Below are 19848 nucleotides of genomic sequence, written 5' to 3' on the forward strand. Positions count from 1 at the left end.
GTGCGCCCCCGCCGTGCTCCCAGGGCTCCAGGTCCAGCCCTCTGAGCGCTGACACCAGGGCGCTGGCCTGTCCCCCTTCCAGGTGGGACACCCGCCTCGCGCGATGGTTGCCCTCGGCCCACCAGAGCTCGAGCGCGTCGTCCTCGGTTCGGCCGACGAAGGCCTCGAAGCCGCCTCCCGCAGCCGCATCGCTGCTCACGCGCAGGTGAAGGAGGGCGAGCCGTCCCGCAAGCTCGCCCATGGACTCCGGATACGCCCGCTCGAGCGGCTCGACCATGGCCTGCGGGACGGACAGGAAGTCCTCCTCGGCCTGGGGGTCAATCAAGGCGACCTCGCACACGCCCTCCTCGACGGAGTAGACCGTGCCGTAGCCGCCCGTCGCGGCGACCCTCACCAAGGCGTCCCTCTCCATGCTCCCTCCCTCGCGCTGGCCCTAGACGGACGCGAGCGCCTGGTCCAGGTCGGCCACCAGGTCCTCCCCCGCCTCCAGACCACAGGAGAGCCTGACCATGCTGGGGGATATGCCCGCCGCCACAAGCTCCTCGTCGCTCATCTGGCGATGGGTGGAGCTGGCGGGGTGCAGGCAGCAGCTGCGCGCGTCCGCCACGTGCGTCTCGATGGCAAAGAGGCGCAGCGCCGCCATGAACCTCTCCGCCTCCGCGCGGCCCCCCGCCACCTCGAAGCTCACCACGCCGCAGCTGCCGTTGGGCAGGTACTTCTGCGCAAGGGCGTGGAACTCGTCATCGGGGAGCCCGGGGTAGCGAACAGAGGCCACCTTGGGGTTGGACTGCAGGAACTGCGCCACCGCCTGGCCGTTGGCGCAGTGCTGCGGCATGCGGACGTGCAGGCTCTCGAGCCCCAGGTTGAGGTAGAAGGCGTTCTGGGGCGACTGTATGGAGCCGAAGTCGCGCATGAGCTGGGAGGTCGCCTTGGTGATGAAGGCGCCTGCCCGGCCAAAGCGCTCGGCATAGACGATGCCATGGTAGGACTCGTCGGGCGTGGTGAGACCTGGGAAGCGCTCGGCGTTGGCCATCCAGTCGAAGTTGCCGGAGTCCACGATGGCGCCACCCACGCCGCAGCCGTGGCCGTCCATGTACTTGGTGGTGGAGTGGGTCACGATGTCGGCGCCCCACTCGATGGGCCGGCAGTTGACGGGCGTGGGGAAGGTGTTGTCGACGATCAGGGGCACGCCGTGGGCGTGCGCGGCGGCGGCGAAGCGCTCGATGTCCAGGACCGCGAGGGCGGGGTTTGCGATGGTCTCGCCGAAGACGGCCTTGGTGTTGGGACGGAAGGCCGCCTCGAGCTCCTCGTCCGAGCAGGTGGGAGAGACGAAGGTGGTCTCGAGCCCCATCTTTGCCATGGTGTGGGCGAGGAGGTTGTAGCTCCCGCCGTAGATGGTGGAGCAGGCGACGACGTGGTCGCCTGACTGTGCGATGTTGAACACGGAGAAGAAGTTGGCCGCCTGGCCCGAACTGGTGAGCATGGCCGCGCTGCCGCCCTCGAGGGCGCAGATCTTCGCGGCGACGGCGTCGTTCGTGGGGTTCTGCAGGCGGGTGTAGAAGTAGCCCTCCGCCTCGAGGTCGAAGAGCTGCCCCATGTGCTCGGAGGTGTCGTACTTGAAGGTCGTGGACTGCACGATGGGAATCTGGCGCGGCTCCCCGTTCCCGGGCGCATAGCCAGCCTGGACGCAACGCGTGGCAATCTGGGTCATGTGAGCTCCTTTGGGTCAAAGGGCAACCAGACGAGGCACCGGTCGCGAGGAGGGCCCTCCCCTAACGCGACCACGTCCGAAACCTTACACCAAGGAGAGGACCGGCTACCCGACGTTCAAGCGGTGGAAACGAGAGTTGAAAGCCGTAGACAACAGTCTCCAGGCCATGACGAACAACAAAGTCAGAGCCAACGCAATTGTCACGTGAATTATTCTGCCGCCGCGAATGCCACTATAGAGAGTCTTGAAAACATCAATCGCCGCAATGCGACAGGCGGTTTGGTGAAAAAGATAGAAGGACATCTCGATTGCGTAAAAGCTCTGGAGGGGCGCCAGGGACAAAAAGCGAGAGATAGGCCCTTCTCCCCTAGCAAAGACCACCACCAGTGGGCATGCAAGGAAAACAAAAGCAGAGCGCGGAAGCAGCGCATTACCGTACCAGACAGCGGTTACATAGACGGCAACTATCGACAACTCGAGAGTCGCCTTCTTCCAAGGACTGATATCTCTCGTGGACAAAAAATCCGTAAAGACGATGCCAACGCAATAGGCAAGCGAAAATTCCAGGAGACGGACGAGAGGATTGCTGTGGACGCTGTAGGAATAGATATCTGGAAATGTCACGGCAAGTAATTCGGCAACCGTCCGCACCAAGAAGATCGTCGCCATGAGCAAAGACATCTTTAAGACCTTTGAGCCGAGAGCGGTCGCACCCATCACTCTTTTCACGACGTATGCAACGAATGGGGTCGCTGCATAGCAAAGCAACAGCGCAGATAGGAACCAGCTTGCACCATTGTATTCCGGAAGCAATGCAATCTTGGGAAACCAAGATTGCATCAACAAGAGGTAAGGCAGCATTGTTCCCACGAACCTCAACTCGAGGGTGATTTTTCCAGTCAGGAAAGACAGGGCGACAGCCGACAGGAGGGATGCGAGATACATCGGATAAATGACGCGCAACTTCCTACGCACGGAGAGAAAGCACTCCTCCAATGTGAACTCCCAAGAGAAGCCATGTCGGTACGCCTCAAGGAAGCCAGAGGAAACGAAAAATATCTCGCAGCACCTAGCACCCAAATCGGGCGCTTTCAGAACTCCACAATGCCAAACCAAAATGAGAAGAAGCGCCATGGACTTCATTCCCAAGACTGCCCTTAGCCATGGCCTGGGCTCACCCAAGTAAAATCTCCTCGTTAGTCACGTATCTTCAGACGAAGCATACCGCTAAACACACCTCAGTCTGCACTACCCAAGTAGGCCCTCGATGTGACGATGCGAAAATCAACTCTCATGACATGTACGCCCTTTTGAGCGCATCTCGGAGAAGACCACAGACTCCTTTCTGGATAGTTTTATTAGGAGGGATGGTCATTCCGTTCGTTTTATCAACACGCGAGAAAATTGGCGCATTCAACGCGCAGAATACTGACTCATCTTTCCATGACGCATCAAAAGAACCTGCACCTATCTCGCCTAATATCCTTTCTTTCCATGCGCCCGCCGGTACCAAGAGACAGACGCATCGCGCCTCCCCTATACTTCTCCCATGGACAAAAGAACCCTTATCAAGAATGTTTCGGTAGCCTTCCTCGCCCAGGGGGTGAGCATGCTGCTGAGCATCGTCCAGTCGCTGATCGTCCCGAAGCTCCTCGGCACCGAACAATACAGCTATTGGCAGCTCTTCATCTTCTACATAGGCTATGTCGGCTTCTTTCACCTAGGGCTCAATGACGGTGTCTACCTCATCAAGGGAGGGCAGTCACGCGACAAGATTGACAGACGGTCGGTCAACTCACAGTTCGCCTTCGCTCTATCGTTCCAACTGATCATGGCCGTCGTCATCGTCGCGATAGCCGTCCTTGGAGGCTTTGGCCCCGAGCGGGAGTTCGTTATTGTCTGCACGGGCATCTTCCTCGTCATACAGAACGCGGCGACATACTTGACCTTCCTACTGCAGGCAATGAACGAGACCAGGCTCTCCTCCTACTCGTCCATTGTCGAGCGCCTGTCTTTTCTCGTCCCACTCCTATTACTCCTAACGGGGCGGATCCATGCGTTCGAGCCATACGTCATCTCCTACATCTTTTCAAGTGTCGTGCAGCTTGGCTTCTGCCTGTACCTACTACGGGACTTTACAAAATCTGGCATCCTAGCACCGAGCCAAGCCGCCCGGGAGGGTATCCAGAGCATCCGCGTGGGCATCAAGCTCATGCTTGCAAACATCGCCAGCCAGCTGGTTCTCGGCATCGCGCGCTTCGCCATCGATGCGACGTGGGGCATCAAGACATTCGGAGAGCTCTCGCTCGCTCTCTCCATGGTCAACTTCTTCCTAGCGTTCGTCTCACAGGCAAGCATGGTGCTCTTCCCTGCCCTCAGGCAGGGCAGCGCCCAGTCCGCCAAGCACTTCTACACCGTGGCCTGCGATGCGATGGGACTCGCCTTCCCTGCGGTCTACTTGCTGTACCAACCGATGACCTGGCTCCTCGGACTGTGGCTGCCCCAGTACGCGCATAGTTTCGTTTTCTTCATCTATCTGATGCCCCTCTGCGTCTTTGACAGCAAGATGAACATTACATGCACCACGTTCTTTAAGGTGCGCCGCGAGGAGGCGGTGCTATTCAGAATCAATGCGTGCATTGCGTTGCTCAGCGCCCTCGGCACCTTCCTAGGAACCAGTATCTTCCACTCAATCTACGTAATCATAGGCTCCGTCGTCTTGGCAATCATAATCAGGAGCCTTTACTCAGAAAGCTACCTCAACCGTGCCATCGGCGTTCCACCCACCAGCATCGGAATATGGGAGCTTGTATTGACGGGAGCCTTCGTCACCATGACGATTCTCCTGCCTCCCCTCGTAGCAACCACAGCGTACCTGTTGTTCTATGTGGCATTCCTTGTCGCCAACGGGAACCGCGTCCAATCAACCTACAAAGCCCTCAGAACATAGGGTGCCAGCGCGGTCGGTCTCACTGCGCACATGGATCCCGAACGAAAGCCCGCAATGATAGGGTATGCGCAAGGCCACATGCGCCAACGACTACCATGGGGACAACGTGATGCTATTCAACCTGCTTCTTGCAATCGTCTTGCTCATCGAGTTCTGGCTCTGCTTGACGAAATCGGACTTCGAGCTCCTGTCACCCGCACCCCTCAACACCCTTGTCTTCTGTCTCGCCGCCGCGCTCTCCATCCTGGGAATGCGTACCTGGAACGAAGTGCCTCTCAAGGTGGACGGTTTCTCCTTTCTGTTGCTTGGCTGCACGTGCTTCGCTCTAGGGGCACTTCTCGTGCGAGCGTTTTGGCAAACCAGAAACCCCCGAGGTCGACACTATGCCAGGCCAGGTAGTCTAGACAGCCACCACACCCACTCTTTTGAGGTGGCCTCATGGAAGTACCTCGTCCTCTTCGTCGTGGTCATCGCCGCCGCAGCCATCCGCATCCACGACATGACCGAGATGGCAGCTGGGGCAGGCAAGCACTTCGAGAGCTACGTCGACCTTGCGAAGTGGGCTCGACAAGTCACCAGCAGCTCGTTCTCAACCGCCAACATACGCATGGGCGAGGGGTATAGCTTCGTCTCTCGTCAGTCCGATAAGCTCGTGACCGTCATCGCATACTGCTCCGTCTTCTTCTCAGTACGGAGCATCGCAGATGCTCGTGGCTGGAAAGGAATCGTTCCTCCCCTGTCCTGCCTTCTGGCAACGTGCGGATACACCATTCTCATGGGCAGCCGAGGCCCCATTGCGAACTACGCCTTCGCAAGTGCCCTGGCTTTCTTCCTCCTGCAACTCCGAGACGGACGCAGTGCGAGACTGATTACCAAGAAGATGATCACCATCGGTGGCATCGCTGTCTTGCTTGGCATCCCGTTGTTCTACTTCTCGTCCGCGCTTGTGGGGAGAATGGCATCAAGCTCGCTCGACAGCTACATATCGTTCTATGTGAGCGGGGGGCTTCCCTCGTTTCAGCTCGCTCTCGACAGAGGCATTGCGGCATCCCCATACCCAGGCATGCGCAGCTTTTACAACCTGTACGTCTTTGCCTACAAGTTCGGAATCATCCATAGCCTCCAGCCCTACGCATCCGACTTCGTCCGCATAGGCAACCATGGCAGCAATATCTACACGATGTTCTTCAGATACTTCGCCGACTTCGGCATAGCGGGCATCATCGTCCTGGGCACTGCAGCAGGAGGTATCTTCGAGACGATGTACGAGTACGCCCGAAGGCACACCATCCCCGCAGTCGTCGTGCCCTTCTTGTACGTAGGGAGCAACCTATTCGATCTCGAGCGTGAGGAGTACGTGTTCAGCAGAATGCTGAACACGAGCGTGCTGGTAATCGTGGTGCTCGCCGTCATCGTAACGCTCTGGCTTACCGGAAGCCTAGGTACGTATATCTTGCAACTCCGTCGGCATATGCGCGGAGCACTTAGACGTGAGGATGCCTTAGACGATATTTAGCTCCATATACAACCATGCAGGCAAGATGGAGGACGCGGTAGCGTCCGGACCACAACAGGTGATAGGCTAGGCGGTCACGCGGCCTTAGGCACTTTTCGTCCAAACGGTGGACGCCACTTTCGCAAAACGTCTGACGTAAGGACTCGTAAAAGGGACGATTCGCCTCCAGGCTGACACTCGCCCCACTTTTGCTCGAGATGCTGAGACCGTTATGCAGATAGAAGCACATGCACTTCGCGTATATGTCTGGCCTCCTGCCAGAGAATCCATTTCTGTCAAGCAACCTCGTTTCTGCCAAGGCCGCCAAGCGAAGGCCAAGGAAGTAGTCATCCCGAATTTTCATTGACGCACTGTGCGACGCGCGCTGAGACCAGACGTAGAGAACAGAGGGGTTAAGGGCTACGCCGTTGGCCACTTCCATAAACCGTGCGTTGAAGATGTGGTCTTCGTAGCCGTTCCTCAGCCTCTCATCGAACTTGATGCCATTCTCAAGGATGGTCGACCGTCGGTACATGCCAGTCCAGACTCCCGAGCCTGCTGTCATGACCGTATCGTAGTGCTCGACGACGTCATCACCCCACAGCACCTCCTCCTTGGAGGGGCACAGCACGTCCGTCCGGCACACCCGCCCGCCCATGATGAGGTCGTGCCTGCGACCGAAGCGGACGCAGTCGACACCATACCTGTATGCCAGATTAAAGTTGGCGGACAGAAAGCCCGGAAGACACTCGTCGTCGTTGTCGCAGAAGGAGACGTACTCTCCCCTTGCGTATTCGATTCCCAGGTTCCTGGCCCGGCACATGCCACCGTTTTCGAGATGGAAAACGCGTACCCTTTTATCGTGAGCTGCCATGTCGTCACAAATCGATCCACTGCTGTCGGACGATCCATCGTCCATCAGCAGAACCTCGAAGTCCTCGAAGTCCTGCTGCAGCAGTGTTTCTACGGTATGGCGTACGAACTCATCCGAGTTGTATACCGGCACGATTACGCTCACGCGCACGCCGACGGCCATGTCAGGGGCAGACGGGGTCAAGGTTCTAGTCCTCCCGGGGTTCGTCCTGCTCTTCCAGATACGCGATGGTACGAAGCATGGCCTCGCCAAGGTCGACCTGCGGCTCCCAGCCAAGACGTCGAAGCTTAGAAGAATCGAGAAACAGCCTGACGTCCGCCGCATAACCACTGGAATTTTGCTCGTCGACATCTATGACAACCCGACTCCCCCTTGTGGGAAAGACCCTAGTGGCAAAGTGCGCAAGCTCACGGATAGTCATGTGGGTTGACTCGTTGGAGACGTTGTATGCCTCTCGGGCCTCACCCTTCAGGAGTACTAGAAGGATGGCCCTCACCGCATCGGAAGCATAGACGTAGTTTCCCTCCGAAAGACCCCTCGTCTTGAGAACGATATCGTCTCCCGCTGCCGCCTTGCGAGCGAACTGGACGACGGCTCGACTTTCCGTGCGGCCTACACCGGCGCCAAAGGTTTGAGCCAGCCTGAGGATTGACACGTCGAGGCCGTGCTGCACCGCAAAAGCGACGCAGAGGTTCTCGCACAGTCTCTTGCTTTCCGGGTAACAGGAGCGCACTGACCCCAGATCGATGAAGCCGAGTTGGTCTTCACCCACCCTGTCTTTCCCCGGAATCGTCCCGTACACCTCCATCGATGAGAGGTATGCCATGCGTGCACGCTTTTGGACGGCCATTCCTAGGACCGACCTAGTCCCACAGACGGACAGGTCGATGACATCGACGGGACGCTCTACCATGAGCTTCGACTGTGTGATCGCGGCACAATGGACGATATAGTCAACTTCCCCGTCTATCTTGGGCACGTCGTGCATAAGATCGCAGACCACCAGATCAAGCTGGCCACAGTGGGGCGCGAAGGTCCTCCGTGCCTTCGACCCATCGCGCACGACAGCCATGACCCTTGTGTCTATCCCATATGTCTCGCGGGCATAGACGAAGCCCTTCACTATAAGTGAGCCAACGAGTCCTGTAGCGCCCGTTACGAGGACGGTCTTCCCATGGAACGGCTCGAACTCGTCCCTGGGAATGCGGGAAAAATCCTCGTCGAGCACACGGGACCAAACGACGGGCACCATCGGCTTCCTCCGGTCCGAATTCGAACGCTGCCTAGCTGACATAGATCTGCTCGTTCTCGCGCGCATCAAGTATTGCCCTCATGGCAAAGAAGTCACCAGGGGTCGTGATCTTGATGTTCTCCTCAGGCCCATCAATCAGATGCAGGGAATGGCCATACTCCCGCATCATGGACGCTGAGTCGACAAAATCCTGCCGACCCTCTGCAATCGCCCTACGATGCGCACGCAGAATCTCATCAAGCCAGAAGCTCTGGGGTGCCCTTGCAAGACGGATGCTACTGCGTGCAGGGATGTCCCTGACGGCCCCATCCCCATCAATCTCCACGACTGTCTCCTTGGCTGATACGCAAGTAATGGCAGAGCCGAAGGAGCGCACCGATGAGATGCTGTCATCGATTGTCTTCTCACAGATAAGGGGTCTAACGCCATCATGCACGAGCGCAATGCTTCTTTCACCTGCAGCAAGCTCCTCGGCAGCACAGAGCGCATTGTAGATGGACTCTTGGCCCGTGGAACCTCCGTGCACGACCCTCTCAACCTTCGAGAGGCCATGTTCGACCATGAGTTCTTTGCAGTACGCAATCCACTCCGAGACACACGAAATCACGATTGCATCGATTTTCGCATGGGCCTGGAACAGTTCCGCCGTACGAACGATGATTGGCTTGCCGTGTATGACCAGGAACTGTTTGGGAAGCTCTTTCGAGCGCATGCGACTGCCAACGCCACCTGCGAATATCACCGCAATGTTCATATGGTTCCCTTCAGAGCGACGAGACGTTGGACAGCCACTGCACAAGGAGGCGGCAACATCGCCACAAGAGCGCAAAAGGCAGATGTGAGCCACTTAATTAAGGGACACTCCCACATGGCCACCTTGAGGAACACTATACCTTTGTGGGTTAGTCACACACGGATCTGTCCCAATAGAAATCATCGGGGTGCGGAAGTCGCTCCTCTTCAGGCGGGAGCTGCATGTAGTCGCCATAGATATTTGATAGATATTTATCGTAATTCCTGTATCCGAGAAGCTCAAGGCCCTCGAACTCGAAGCTCGTTTGAGGAAGCATGTCCGCTTTGGCCCAACGCTCCTTCAAGCCGTACATACCAGTAATCCCACCGACGAATTCGGCAGTTTCGAAGGACAGCTGGGAACAGACCGCATCAAGCCTCTTCGCGATGCGATAGCTGCCGTAGAGCTTGAGAAAAGGACGGACCATGTCCTTTGCCAGGGCGACCTTCTTGCCACGGTTGCTCATTCCTTTGCGTGACGTGCTCAGCAGAAGAATCCGTCGCAAGCGCTCGATGTGCTTAACCTGATGATAAAAGGCGATGTCATCGGCTGGCACCCCATCATGCGGAAAGATGTCCAGGCCGAAGTAGGGGCAGTCGTCATCGGACGCATAGCGCGCATCTCTTAAGACGGCGTGGCTAACGTACCTGGCATAGTGCCGCGGAAAGGTCTCGTCCCTCAAAGAGACCACACTACGTTTGGCAGGAAGACTGGCTTTTCCCTCCAGACACAGGACGAGTAGGCGCTCATAGTCCGGACGAGGCATCGAGACGTCTACGTCATCGTCCCAAGGTATGAAGCCGTGATGTCTTACCGCACCAAGCAAGGTCCCTCCCACGATGTCATAGCGAAGGTCATGGCTGCGACACAGGAAATCGAACTCCGCGAGAAGCGTGCGCCCCACCGAATGAATCTCGTCGATGGTCAAGGGACGCTGCCGTGGCATCACGGTAACGTCCACGCTAGTCATTGATAATTTCCGCACTGTGCTTGTTCCTATCGCTCTCAGGAGGAAACTCCATGTACTTTGGACCGTAAATCGTCTTACACACCGTCTTGTAATCGCATGGTCCGACGAGTCGCTCGCCTTCGAACGAATAGGTGGTGCCCGTCGCGAAAGAACTACGGGGAAAGATCTCGTCAAACCCAAAGGCCGCAAGGAAATTCAGGACATCATGGGTATCTGAATCGTAAGGGCAGGACATGAGCACCCTGTTAAGCGACCTCAGGCAGCTCTTATAGGGAATGATGCGTCCAAGCCACTTGAAACAAGAGGCAAGCTTGACAGATAGTGCCCCCAGAGGACTTCGTCTGCGACGTTGGTCCACCAGCTCGTCGAACTGGACTATCTGGTTGAGATTCCACCAGAAGCTCAGACGTATTTTATGCAGCGTTCGTAAGGCTGCGGAATCAGGAATGCCATCAAGGGGAATGAGATCAATCCATGCGTACTCGATGCGCGGTATGTTCGCCATGCGATTTATCTCTCGCATGTTATGGCTGACCATGCGAGCCCATGGGTACCGGTACGTGTCGTCGTCTTCAAAGGTGCATAGTGCAAAAGGTTCACGGAACTCATCATCTGGAAGCGTGATGAAGCGCTCGTAATCCCCCCGCGGCATCGCAATGTCAACGTCGTCATCCCAAGGGATGAAGCCATGGTGTCGAACGGCCCCGAGAAGCGTCCCTCCCAACAAAAAGTACCTGAGGTCGTGCTTCTTGCAAAGGGCGACGAACTCTTTGAGGATGTCGAGTTCCTCGAGCTGCATGCGACGAAGGTCACCAGTAGCGACCATGTCCATCTGAGTTTGATTCATAGATGTAGGTGCAACGCTAGGCGATTTGCGTCACGTTCCTCCCGTCAACGAAGTCAGACATGACTCTCACGATGGCACGCGAGGTCTCTGGATCGATATAGCGTGTCCTCGTACCACTCTCGGCCATTCGCACAAACGACGCAAGCTGATTACGAATTCCAGCACCGTCAAGCTGGTAGAAATAACGTCTGTTGTTCGCAGGGTTCTCGAATCTGAGCTCAAAGTAGTCTGTTCTCCACCAAGGAGCAGGGACATAGGCATACCCGCGCGTTCCCGAAACAACGAGGTCTCCCTCCGACTTCACGCCCTTCCCCACGATAATTGACGCGACCGCATCAGGAAACACAAAATCAGCCTTGGTAAAGGCGTCGAGCTTCCTACTCGTTTCGAAACGACGGGAGACCATGTGCAAATCAGAGAAATCCGTTCCGAGCATCTGAAAAACCGGCAGCATGGCAATCGGGCCCCACTCTTCCATGCTGCCCCAGACGCCAGCAGGAATCTCAGGAGATGAGCCTATTCCCTCGATCAGGCTCGTGCACGTGGCATCGACCGACGTCACCTTACCTATCACTCCACTCTTCACAAGAAGACACAGCCTCTTGAATGCAGTGCTGTAGGCGGGACGAATCGCCTCGACAAGACGAACGTCCGCCTTATGCGCAATCGCCTCAAGCTCTTCGAAATCGTTTAGGTCAAGGGCGATGGGCGATTCGCAAAGCACATGGATACCACGCTCCAGGGCTTGTTTTATCTGCTCAAAGTGCTCCGAAGGAGTAGAGGCGATGTAAATCGCATCGACAGAGGCAAGCAACTCGTCAAGAGAGCCAGTGACAACCCCTAGATCACGAAGTGGGCCCTGAAGGCGTTCGGGATGACGAGCGCAGATTCCACTCACGTCGAGTCCGTTCACATACTCACTTTCGGACAGGTACTTGGTAAGAAAGGAAACGTCGCCCACGAGGCCCAAGCGCATCCTCTTTTTTTCGGAGCGTATCTGAGTGCTCGAAATCCCTTCCGTGCGGTCCAGGTAGACCACATCGCAGTACTCCTTCAGGTAGTCGAACTGCCCAACCCAATCTGAACCGACGGCGAACACATCAATGCACAGCCGCTGGATGTCATCAATCTTCTGGCCCTCATATTCCTCGACGATTATCTCGTCGGCCAGGCCCGTCTCACGCACGGACTCCATGCGTTCAGCCAGTGACTGCTGGACATTGATCTTTCCCCGTGCGATATCAAAGTCATCCGTCGTAACGGCAACCACAAGGTAGTCACCCAGAGAGCGGGCACGTTCCAACAACCTCACGTGACCATGATGCAGCAAGTCAAAGGTACCGTATGTTATGACTTTAGTCACGGATAGTCCCACTCGCCACTTTTCGCTTGAGAAAGCTCGTTCCCTTCTTTATCCAATGCTGACTCTCCATGTTGACGACACCCATCTCGGAATAATCCACGCCATGCGCAAGAATCCAGGAATCCAATAACCTCTCCGCGACAAACCCGAATACTCTCTGATCGTTTGTGCTGTATCCAGAGGTGTCGAGCTCGTCCTCGAGTTCTGAAAGAATGCCAAACAGCCATGAGCAATACTCGTCGAACAAGTCATTTCGCATGACGAGCATGTTGAAGCGATGGCCGTGCGTCAGAGACATGCACTCGTCATAGGAACTTAGCATGGCCGGATACTTGCCCTTGATGATTTCCCTCGTGCAGTCTAGGTCCACCGAGTGATGTGCGTGCACGTACTGGCTGTAACTCGTCTCGATGAGATAGTTTCGTTCCTTCGGGAGGATGACGGGATGGCGTTCGAACCTATATAGAAAATCGTCGCTAGAGGCAATCCGCGAAGTCTTCCCTCCCAAGGGGGAACGAGAAAAATGCCTGCGATAATGAACAAGCCCGAGATGCTTCGCGGTCACGTTCTTCCACATCCAGTACATTACTGTCAGTTCGCAGTAGCCTCTGTTCTTTTCGCTTATTCCCTCCCCCTCATCATCCCGACGCCACCCCTGGGGCAAATCGGCTGGAGCCTTGAGGGCACTGCCGGCCCAAACGGGAAGATAGGCCTCATCCTTGGGCATCCAATAGCGTTTATGCGCTGCAACTGACACGCACAGGTCTCTCATATGCCTTCTCGCAATCCGCACAGGGGCACCACATTCCTCCCTGATGCATTTCAGGCGGTCAGTCGCTTGCGCTTCCCTTATTCGAGCGGAGACCCATCAGAAAGCCGCCGAGACACCAGAGTGTCAGACACAGCATAACCCAAAGGTATGACCATGACGCGCCATCGATTCCGTCAGCCCTTACCATCACCGGGCAGAGAATGCGAGCGATAAGGGAGACCAGGAGATATCCGAAGGTCAACATCCTTTGGTTTCGCATGATGGTGATGCCCGTAGTGAAGAGTGTTGCCAGAGCGAGCAGACCACCGCCCATAAGGAGCACAATCAAATCAATCCTGTACGGATACAGATTTGTATTATACAGAGCCCCGAGAACGGGGGCGCCTATCGTCCATGCACCCACGATGCAGCCGACTGTGATAAGAAGGATGACTATGGACTGCCGCAAAAATCTTTTTGAGAACGCGTCCACTTTACCCTTGGACCATTGGAGGGCAAGGGATGCGACAATTGGATTGAAAATGAAGTTAGACAACAGGCCGACCACAAAGACGGGCATGGCAATGAAGCCATAGATCGCCTGCGCTGCGTCGTCCATAAGAGTGTCGATGGTATATTTTGGAATATTTCCTATATAAAACAGAAGAAAGAGCGAGAGAAAAAGGGGAAAGCAGGCTTTGAGGAGAGGCAGGACTTTCGAGCTGCCACCCGCATCGAATGATGGAAGCCCATACCGTCTCCACACCCAAGCCGTCTCGGCAAGAAAGTACAGCGCGGTGTACGCCGTCGCGATGCTGAGGCTCAGGAGGAGATCACGTGTCAGGCAGACGAGCGGCGCAAAAATGGCGATCGTGGTAGACAACCGGAAACAGAGAACCTTGGCGCCAACATCAAGGCGCCCGTTTTGCTGGTAGTTTCCATGGACGGCATCCTCCAACGCATCAATGCACTTGAACAGGAGCATCACAAAGATGGTTGCCGACTTCGAAGCAGAGTATCCCGTATCGCCAAAAGGAGAAAGTAGAAACGCCGAGCCGAAGACCAACATCAGGGTGCTCGTCAGCACCCTCAGCTTCGCGTATGCGATAAAGCTGTGACGCCTCTCCACGTCCGAGACCTGGTAGTTCCTTACGCCATACTTGCCCAAGTTGAGAAAGAGGTTGGCATGGGCATATGCAAGGGTCAACACACCAGCCGTGCTGACATCGCAAACATGGGTGACCACCACCAGCATGATGACGGACTGAAAGGCCATGAGCATGCTGCTTACGGTATTCCAAAGGTACGTCGATCGACTCGTCCCCTGGCGGTCCTCCCTCGGTCTAGCATCCATAGAATTCGTTCACGAAGTCAATCACGCTCTGGCAATCCGATTCGCTGAGCGAGTAGTACATGGGGAGTCTCACGAGACGCTCGCTTTCCGCAGTCGTATATCGATCAAGCCCACGGAACTCCCCGAAGCGACGGCCTGCGGGTGAGGAATGAAGTGGTATGTAATGAAAGACGCAGCCTATAGAACGCTCTCGCGCAGCCTCGAGAAACCTGCTCCTCTCCGATAGGTCTGCACACTTGATATAGAACATATGCGCGTTATGCACACAATCCTGGGGGATGCTAGCAAGCTCAATTATCCCCTCATCTGCCAGTCCGGATAGGCCGTTCCAGTAGTGATTCCAGGTCGCCAGGCGATTCTCGTTGATGTCGTCTGCACGCTCGAGCTGAGCCCAGAGGTATGCCGCGTTCATGTCGCTAGAAAGGTAGCTGCTCCCTCGGTCAACCCACGTATATTTGTCGACCTGACCCCTAAAGAAGCGCTGTCTGTTGGTTCCCTTTTCTCTAATTATTTCAGCCAAATCGTTATACTTGGCATCTTTGATGAGAAGGGCACCGCCCTCCCCCATCGAATAGTTCTTCGTTTCGTGGAACGAAAAGCACCCGAAGTCGCCAATCGTGCCCAATGCCCTTCCTTTGTAGCTGCTCATGACGCCCTGTGCGGCATCTTCGACAACGAGCAAGCCATGCTTGTGAGCAATGCGCAGTATCTCGTCCATATCACAGGACACACCCGCATAATGCACCACAACGATAGCGCGAGTCCTGTCAGTAATCGCATCCTCGATGAGCTTCTCGTCAATGTTCATCGTGTCGGGTCGTATGTCAACAAAGACTAGATGTGCCCCAACCATCTGAAAGGCAGTGGCGGTGGACGAGAAGGTGAAGCTAGGCAGGATTACCTCGTCTCCAGCATGCAAGTCGCACAGGATTGCTGCCATCTCGAGAGCGCTCGTTCCACTCGTCGTCAGCAGGGCCTTCTGTGCCCTAAAACGTTCCTCAATCCACTCGTTGCAGAGTTTCGTAAATGGGCCGTCTCCACAAATCTTATGATTGAGCTCCGCAGCCTCTCTCACGTACGAGAGTTCCGTGCCAAGATAGGGCGGAACATTAAAGTCAATCACTCACGTTCCTCCATTCCATGATCATAGAGGGTAAAGGGAACCGAAAGTCTAGCAAGGCAGGTAAGCTTCGAGATCTTCCGGCCTGGCAGCCGTCATCACGAAATAGCCTGCACGCTCCGAGCTGTCATGGACAGATGCCTTGGAAAACAGACTGTCACTTGGAAGTTCGAACTCGACTATATCGACCCTCTCGTCATTCTGCACTTCATAAAAGGCACGAAGATCATCCTCGCCAAAGAAGAAGCGGACAGCGGCCGCATTACCCGTACAAGTAGAGTCGACCGCCGGGTCAATCCCCAAAGAAACGTCTATGACCGCTCGTACGTAGTCAATGCCCGTGGTCAGCTGAACAAGGTGGCTCCCGATACAATCCCCACCCATACGCCCCCCTATCTCCACGATATGGGGACAGTTGTTCGCGTCCATAATTACTTCAGCATGGGCCGCCCCATTGTCAATGCCAAGCGTCGCAAGGGCGTGCAACACCGTCTTACGCAGCAGGGCCTCATTCTGTGGCAGGAGGCAGCTTGGTTCAAGATGTGCCGTTTCGATAAAATTGGGTATCCCTGTCGTAAACTTTCTCGTCACTGCCAGCACCTGTCGGCGGCCAGCGAAGCAAATGCATTCCGCGCTGTATTCGGTGCCAATCACATACTCCTCGAGAACGGCCTTTCGCTCGAAGCTTTGGGAAAGGGCATCTTGGATGGCGGGTCCTATCTCCGAGCGCGAGCTTATGTATGTAACGCCCCTGCTCCCTGAACGATCGGTCGGCTTGACGATAGCGGGCAGAGCGAGGTCAAACGAATCAATATCCGCGCCCTCATCTACCCGATAGCTCTTGGGAGACGGGTCGCCCCCGGCGGCAAAAGCACGCCGCATGGCAAACTTGTTGGTCATCTTTTTCGTGTCAGACCAGGTATTGCCAATGAGCCCCAGGCAACCCGCAACGTAGTTAACGGTGATGGCGGCAAGGTCTGACGCAATGCTACAAATGCCATCTATCCCAATTGCTCGACAGACCGCTTCAATTTTCTCGTATTCCGTAATGCTGATCGGATAAAAGAAGTCCGCCTCAGACTCGCCCACGTCCCCCACTTGCCAAGCAAAGACATGCGTCTCTAAGCCAAGTTCCCTAGCACGCCTGATGAGCGGGAGCTGAAGATAGGAAGCTCCTATAATTGCCAGTTTCTTACCACTATATAAGCTGGCGTCCGAAGCCCTCTGCATACGACTCTCCTATAGCTTCTGGCGAACGATGACTGCAGAAACTTACTGTATGAGGAATGAGGACGCTGCCTGTCGATCGGCGAGCGCCTCGCAAAACTCGACGCTCTCTCCCATGACAGACACCTGTCCTATGCAGTCATTGGCGCTCTCGTATCTGTTGACGTGTGAGCCGGCGCTGCGAAATGCCTGGACCTCAAAGACCTGCGGGTCGATTGGCTTGAGGCTGACGGCGCTCAACGTACCGTCCCTGTCGGGGAGAATCATCTTTGCAAGCGTGGCGTTTGGGGCATCCGAGTCGGAGAACGTGACGGGAAGTCCAAGGGCAACCCTAATGATGGACTCGTAATAGTCGATGCCATAGTTCATGCCTACGAGCTCTGGCAGGCCGTTGGCACCGGCCCTGCCCGTGAGTTCCATGACGCGGACCTCATTGCCGCTCATTTTAAAGTCCATGTTGACTGCGCAGTTATCGAAGTCACTAGCCCGTATTGCCTTGATTGCAGCATCTCGGGCGATTTCGGCACGGTCTTCGGTTAGGTTCACCGGGCAGAAGTGTCCAACAGGGATGGGGGCATGCGACTGGAACAGAAGGTCCCCATGCAACATCACGAAACGGATGTCACCATCGACCACGCATGCCTGGGCGCCAAACTCGTCTCCCTGAAGATATTCCTCTATGAGAAACTCGTCCTCGTCACGGAACTCTCGCTCGAGGACGGATTCGGCCTGAAGCCTGTCATTCACAACAAAGACGCCGTTGCTGCTTTGTGAGTGACGCTTCTTGAGCACCAATGGATAGCCAAGCCTGACTTCTGCCTCATCAAGATCGCGAGGCTCTCCCTTGGAAATCACGCAGTCAGCCACAGGGACCCCGGCATCCAAAAGGGCACGCTTCTGGAGCACCTTGTCGAATGAGGAGCGAGCCACCTCCTGCGAAATCCCTCTGAACCCAAGTGCGTCATTCACCGCCCCAAGCGCCTCGACCCCTGTGTCCATGCAGCTTGTCACTACAGCATCGATGTTAAGGCTCTTGGCTGCAGCAACCACTTCCGCAGGGCGCGTTATGTTAACGAAGCATTTTTCGTCAGCAACCGCCAGTCCAGGATAATCACCATCGAGCCCAGCGGCTATGGTAACAAGTCCCATCCGATGCGCGGCGGCATACAGACCCATTTGTCCTCTACCAGCACCGACAACCATTATTCTGCGCCGAACGGACATCACAACCCCCTATGTATCTCCCTTAGAAGTGCCGTCAAAAAATCAGAGCTTTCCGAGCAATATGAGAACATCGTTGAATAACCTAATGATAGGCGAGAAAGATTTGAACTTTGAGTCAAAGATTAGGTGAAATCTCTTGCCGAGACTCTCACGGTACAGGGCGACTGCCCTTAGCTCAGCGAGCTTGTCAGGGTAGACGGCCTCATAATTGCGCAGAACCTCGCGCGCGTTCTTCTCATGAATGTTGCTCCGGGGGCCAAGGCGGCGGGAGAGGTAGTCAAAATTCTTTAGAAGGTGATCAAGCGGATTGGTCGACGTAATGGAGAGGTTCGACCCTGTCTGGCGGTATAGAATGTAGGACCTATTGTCATACACGACGGTCCCAAGCCAAAAAGCGACAAGGGCGACGTAGGTGTCATGCCCTGAAATCTCCCCGACCTGAATGGGCGCCAACAACCTTTGTAGTGCATCGTTGTAGACCATCGTGCATCCGCGTATCCCAATGAAGACAGAGAGCATGTACTTGTCTATCTTTCCCTCCCAAGCGTTCGCCTTCCTGATGAAGTTCTCTTCCGCATCGACGACGTCAAGATCCGAGTAATAGCATGCAGGCAACGAGGAGTCGGTCTGCTGAAGCATCTCAACTGCAGACAGAAGCTTCTCGGGCAGCCAGAAGTCATCTTGATCAGAGAATGCGTAATATGCCTTCGAGACGCAAGGGCAATTGTTCACAAGCCACATAAAAGATTTGATATACCCCACATTCTCTCCAAGGAAAACGCTCATGTTGCTGTTTTCACGAGCGTACCGTTTGAGCAAGGCGACGGTATTGTCCGTTGATCCGTCATCCCTCACCATCAAGCGGACGTCCACCCCCGACTGCCCTAGTATGCTATCGAGTTGGCGAGAAAGGAATTTTTCTCCGTTGTAGGTTGAGAGTAGGACGAATACCTTCTCCATCGTTGCCTCCCACAAAGTATGACAAATATCAGAAATTTATTTTTTCTTTTATTACATACTGAGGATATTGGTTCACTGAGATAAATATTCTCCCTATATATTCACCCAGCAAACCGAGCTGCAGCATTATCAAGCCCGCACAGAGCAATATCACGATGGTGAGGGAACGGTAGCCGCTGGAAACGCCTGGATTTATTAGCTTGCAGACTATCGAAAACAATCCCATGGCGACGGCGAGAAGCGAGAGCACCCCTCCCAGTAAGGCGCCGACCCGAAGGGGCTTCGCAGAAAACGCCGTGAAGCCATTCACCCAAAGAGCAAGCGATTTGGAAAAAGTGAAGTTCGACTGCCCCACACGGCGCGGCCGCTCCTCCATGGGAACCATCACGATATCCGTCGTTATCCTTAGAGAAAGGCCTTCCAGATATGGGAACGCATTCTTATACGTCGCCATCGACTTGCAGACCACCTTGGTGCGTGCAATGAAATTCGAAAACACGACATTCTTCGGCTTTCCAAGCAGCAGGTGTGACATCTGATGGTTCATCGCACTGCCGAAGCGCTTCAATGGGGTCTGTTGCTTAACGCCATAATCTGCCATCGCCATATCATGGCCACGTTCGAGAGGCGCAATGAGTTCCCAGAGGTGCTCGATTGGACACTGGCCGTCATCATCCACGCTCACGACGTAGTCTCCGGCAGCCAAAGAGTATCCCGCCAGAACTGCCGCATGTTTCCCAACATTTCCAGCGAGGCTCGCAACGCGCAGATGAGGGTCTCGGGCCGCTCTGTCTCGTAAGACCTCAAGGACCTTGTCGGGTGAACAGTCATTAACCGCCACGACCTCGTAATCGTAGGCCCCTTCTCGCATGCGCATGACAGAAGAAATTTCATCGATGACAGCGAGAATCGTCTTCTCGCTGTTGTAGCAGGGAATCACAAAACTGATCATCTTCA

General features: G+C 55.4%; 18 protein-coding genes. 2 read left to right on the plus strand and 16 right to left on the minus strand.

Annotated elements, in window-relative coordinates; translation table 11 throughout:
• From BQ7388_RS11255 to BQ7388_RS11265, 3 genes are all read right to left on the minus strand, one after another.
• A partial coding sequence (locus BQ7388_RS11255) for a hypothetical protein (protein ID WP_129583279.1) occupies window positions 1-412 on the minus strand: 412 nt, incomplete at its 3' end.
• Between the two features lie 21 nt (window positions 413-433).
• Window positions 434-1711: an O-acetylhomoserine aminocarboxypropyltransferase/cysteine synthase family protein gene (locus tag BQ7388_RS11260; protein WP_062529922.1), complete on the minus strand. Its 1278-nt coding sequence runs from the start codon at window positions 1709-1711 to the stop codon at window positions 434-436.
• 105 nt (window positions 1712-1816) lie between these two features.
• Entirely contained in the window at window positions 1817-2845 is a 1029-nt protein-coding gene (locus BQ7388_RS11265) for an acyltransferase family protein (RefSeq protein ID WP_072500703.1), read from the minus strand.
• A 415-nt stretch (window positions 2846-3260) separates the two neighbouring features.
• Here BQ7388_RS11265 and BQ7388_RS11270 point away from each other — a divergent pair, with 415 nt between their 5' ends.
• Window positions 3261-4661: a lipopolysaccharide biosynthesis protein gene (locus BQ7388_RS11270; protein WP_072500704.1), complete on the plus strand. Its 1401-nt coding sequence runs from the start codon at window positions 3261-3263 to the stop codon at window positions 4659-4661.
• Between the two features lie 109 nt (window positions 4662-4770).
• Window positions 4771-6177, plus strand: a complete 1407-nt coding sequence (locus BQ7388_RS11275) for an O-antigen polymerase (protein WP_159430856.1) — start codon at window positions 4771-4773, stop codon at window positions 6175-6177.
• Here BQ7388_RS11275 and BQ7388_RS11280 read toward each other — a convergent pair.
• The 13 genes from BQ7388_RS11280 to BQ7388_RS11340 all read right to left on the minus strand — a co-directional run bounded on the left by BQ7388_RS11280 (window position 6146) and on the right by BQ7388_RS11340 (window position 19843).
• On the minus strand, window positions 6146-7174 hold the full coding sequence (locus BQ7388_RS11280; protein WP_159430857.1) for a glycosyltransferase family A protein: 1029 nt from the start codon (window positions 7172-7174) through the stop codon (window positions 6146-6148). The genes BQ7388_RS11275 and BQ7388_RS11280 overlap by 32 nt on opposite strands.
• 43 nt (window positions 7175-7217) lie before the next feature.
• Entirely contained in the window at window positions 7218-8324 is a 1107-nt protein-coding gene (locus BQ7388_RS11285; protein ID WP_234946971.1) for an NAD-dependent epimerase/dehydratase family protein, read from the minus strand.
• Window positions 8314-9036 carry an IspD/TarI family cytidylyltransferase gene (locus BQ7388_RS11290; RefSeq protein ID WP_009279572.1) on the minus strand — a complete coding sequence of 241 codons (723 nt, stop codon included), beginning with the start codon at window positions 9034-9036 and terminating at the stop codon, window positions 8314-8316. Before BQ7388_RS11290 ends, BQ7388_RS11285 begins: the two co-directional genes overlap by 11 nt.
• 148 nt (window positions 9037-9184) lie before the next feature.
• Window positions 9185-10003: a LicD family protein gene (locus tag BQ7388_RS11295; protein WP_234946972.1), complete on the minus strand. Its 819-nt coding sequence runs from the start codon at window positions 10001-10003 to the stop codon at window positions 9185-9187.
• 34 nt (window positions 10004-10037) lie between these two features.
• Entirely contained in the window at window positions 10038-10844 is an 807-nt protein-coding gene (locus BQ7388_RS11300; RefSeq protein ID WP_009279574.1) for a LicD family protein, read from the minus strand.
• Between the two features lie 64 nt (window positions 10845-10908).
• Window positions 10909-12255 carry a Gfo/Idh/MocA family oxidoreductase gene (locus BQ7388_RS11305; RefSeq protein WP_072500708.1) on the minus strand — a complete coding sequence of 449 codons (1347 nt, stop codon included), beginning with the start codon at window positions 12253-12255 and terminating at the stop codon, window positions 10909-10911.
• Complete coding sequence (locus BQ7388_RS11310) at window positions 12248-13027, minus strand: DUF4422 domain-containing protein (RefSeq protein WP_072500709.1); 780 nt, start codon at window positions 13025-13027, stop codon at window positions 12248-12250. Before BQ7388_RS11310 ends, BQ7388_RS11305 begins: the two co-directional genes overlap by 8 nt.
• 58 nt (window positions 13028-13085) lie before the next feature.
• On the minus strand, window positions 13086-14282 hold the full coding sequence (locus BQ7388_RS11315; protein WP_129583282.1) for a lipopolysaccharide biosynthesis protein: 1197 nt from the start codon (window positions 14280-14282) through the stop codon (window positions 13086-13088).
• A 67-nt stretch (window positions 14283-14349) separates the two neighbouring features.
• A complete protein-coding gene (gene rffA, locus BQ7388_RS11320; RefSeq protein ID WP_072500711.1) occupies window positions 14350-15483 on the minus strand; it encodes a dTDP-4-amino-4,6-dideoxygalactose transaminase in 1134 nt (377 codons plus the stop codon).
• 48 nt (window positions 15484-15531) lie between these two features.
• Entirely contained in the window at window positions 15532-16710 is a 1179-nt protein-coding gene (locus BQ7388_RS11325) for an ATP-grasp domain-containing protein (protein WP_072500712.1), read from the minus strand.
• 42 nt (window positions 16711-16752) lie between these two features.
• A complete protein-coding gene (locus BQ7388_RS11330; protein WP_232202860.1) occupies window positions 16753-17856 on the minus strand; it encodes an ATP-grasp domain-containing protein in 1104 nt (367 codons plus the stop codon).
• Window positions 17857-17973: 117 nt separating this feature from the next.
• Complete coding sequence (locus tag BQ7388_RS11335; protein ID WP_009279581.1) at window positions 17974-18891, minus strand: glycosyltransferase; 918 nt, start codon at window positions 18889-18891, stop codon at window positions 17974-17976.
• A 28-nt stretch (window positions 18892-18919) separates the two neighbouring features.
• Complete coding sequence (locus tag BQ7388_RS11340) at window positions 18920-19843, minus strand: glycosyltransferase (protein ID WP_072500713.1); 924 nt, start codon at window positions 19841-19843, stop codon at window positions 18920-18922.
• Between the last annotated feature and the right edge of the window lie 5 nt (window positions 19844-19848).

The organism is Olsenella phocaeensis (assembly GCF_900120385.1).
Lineage (GTDB): Bacteria > Actinomycetota > Coriobacteriia > Coriobacteriales > Atopobiaceae > Olsenella_I > Olsenella_I phocaeensis.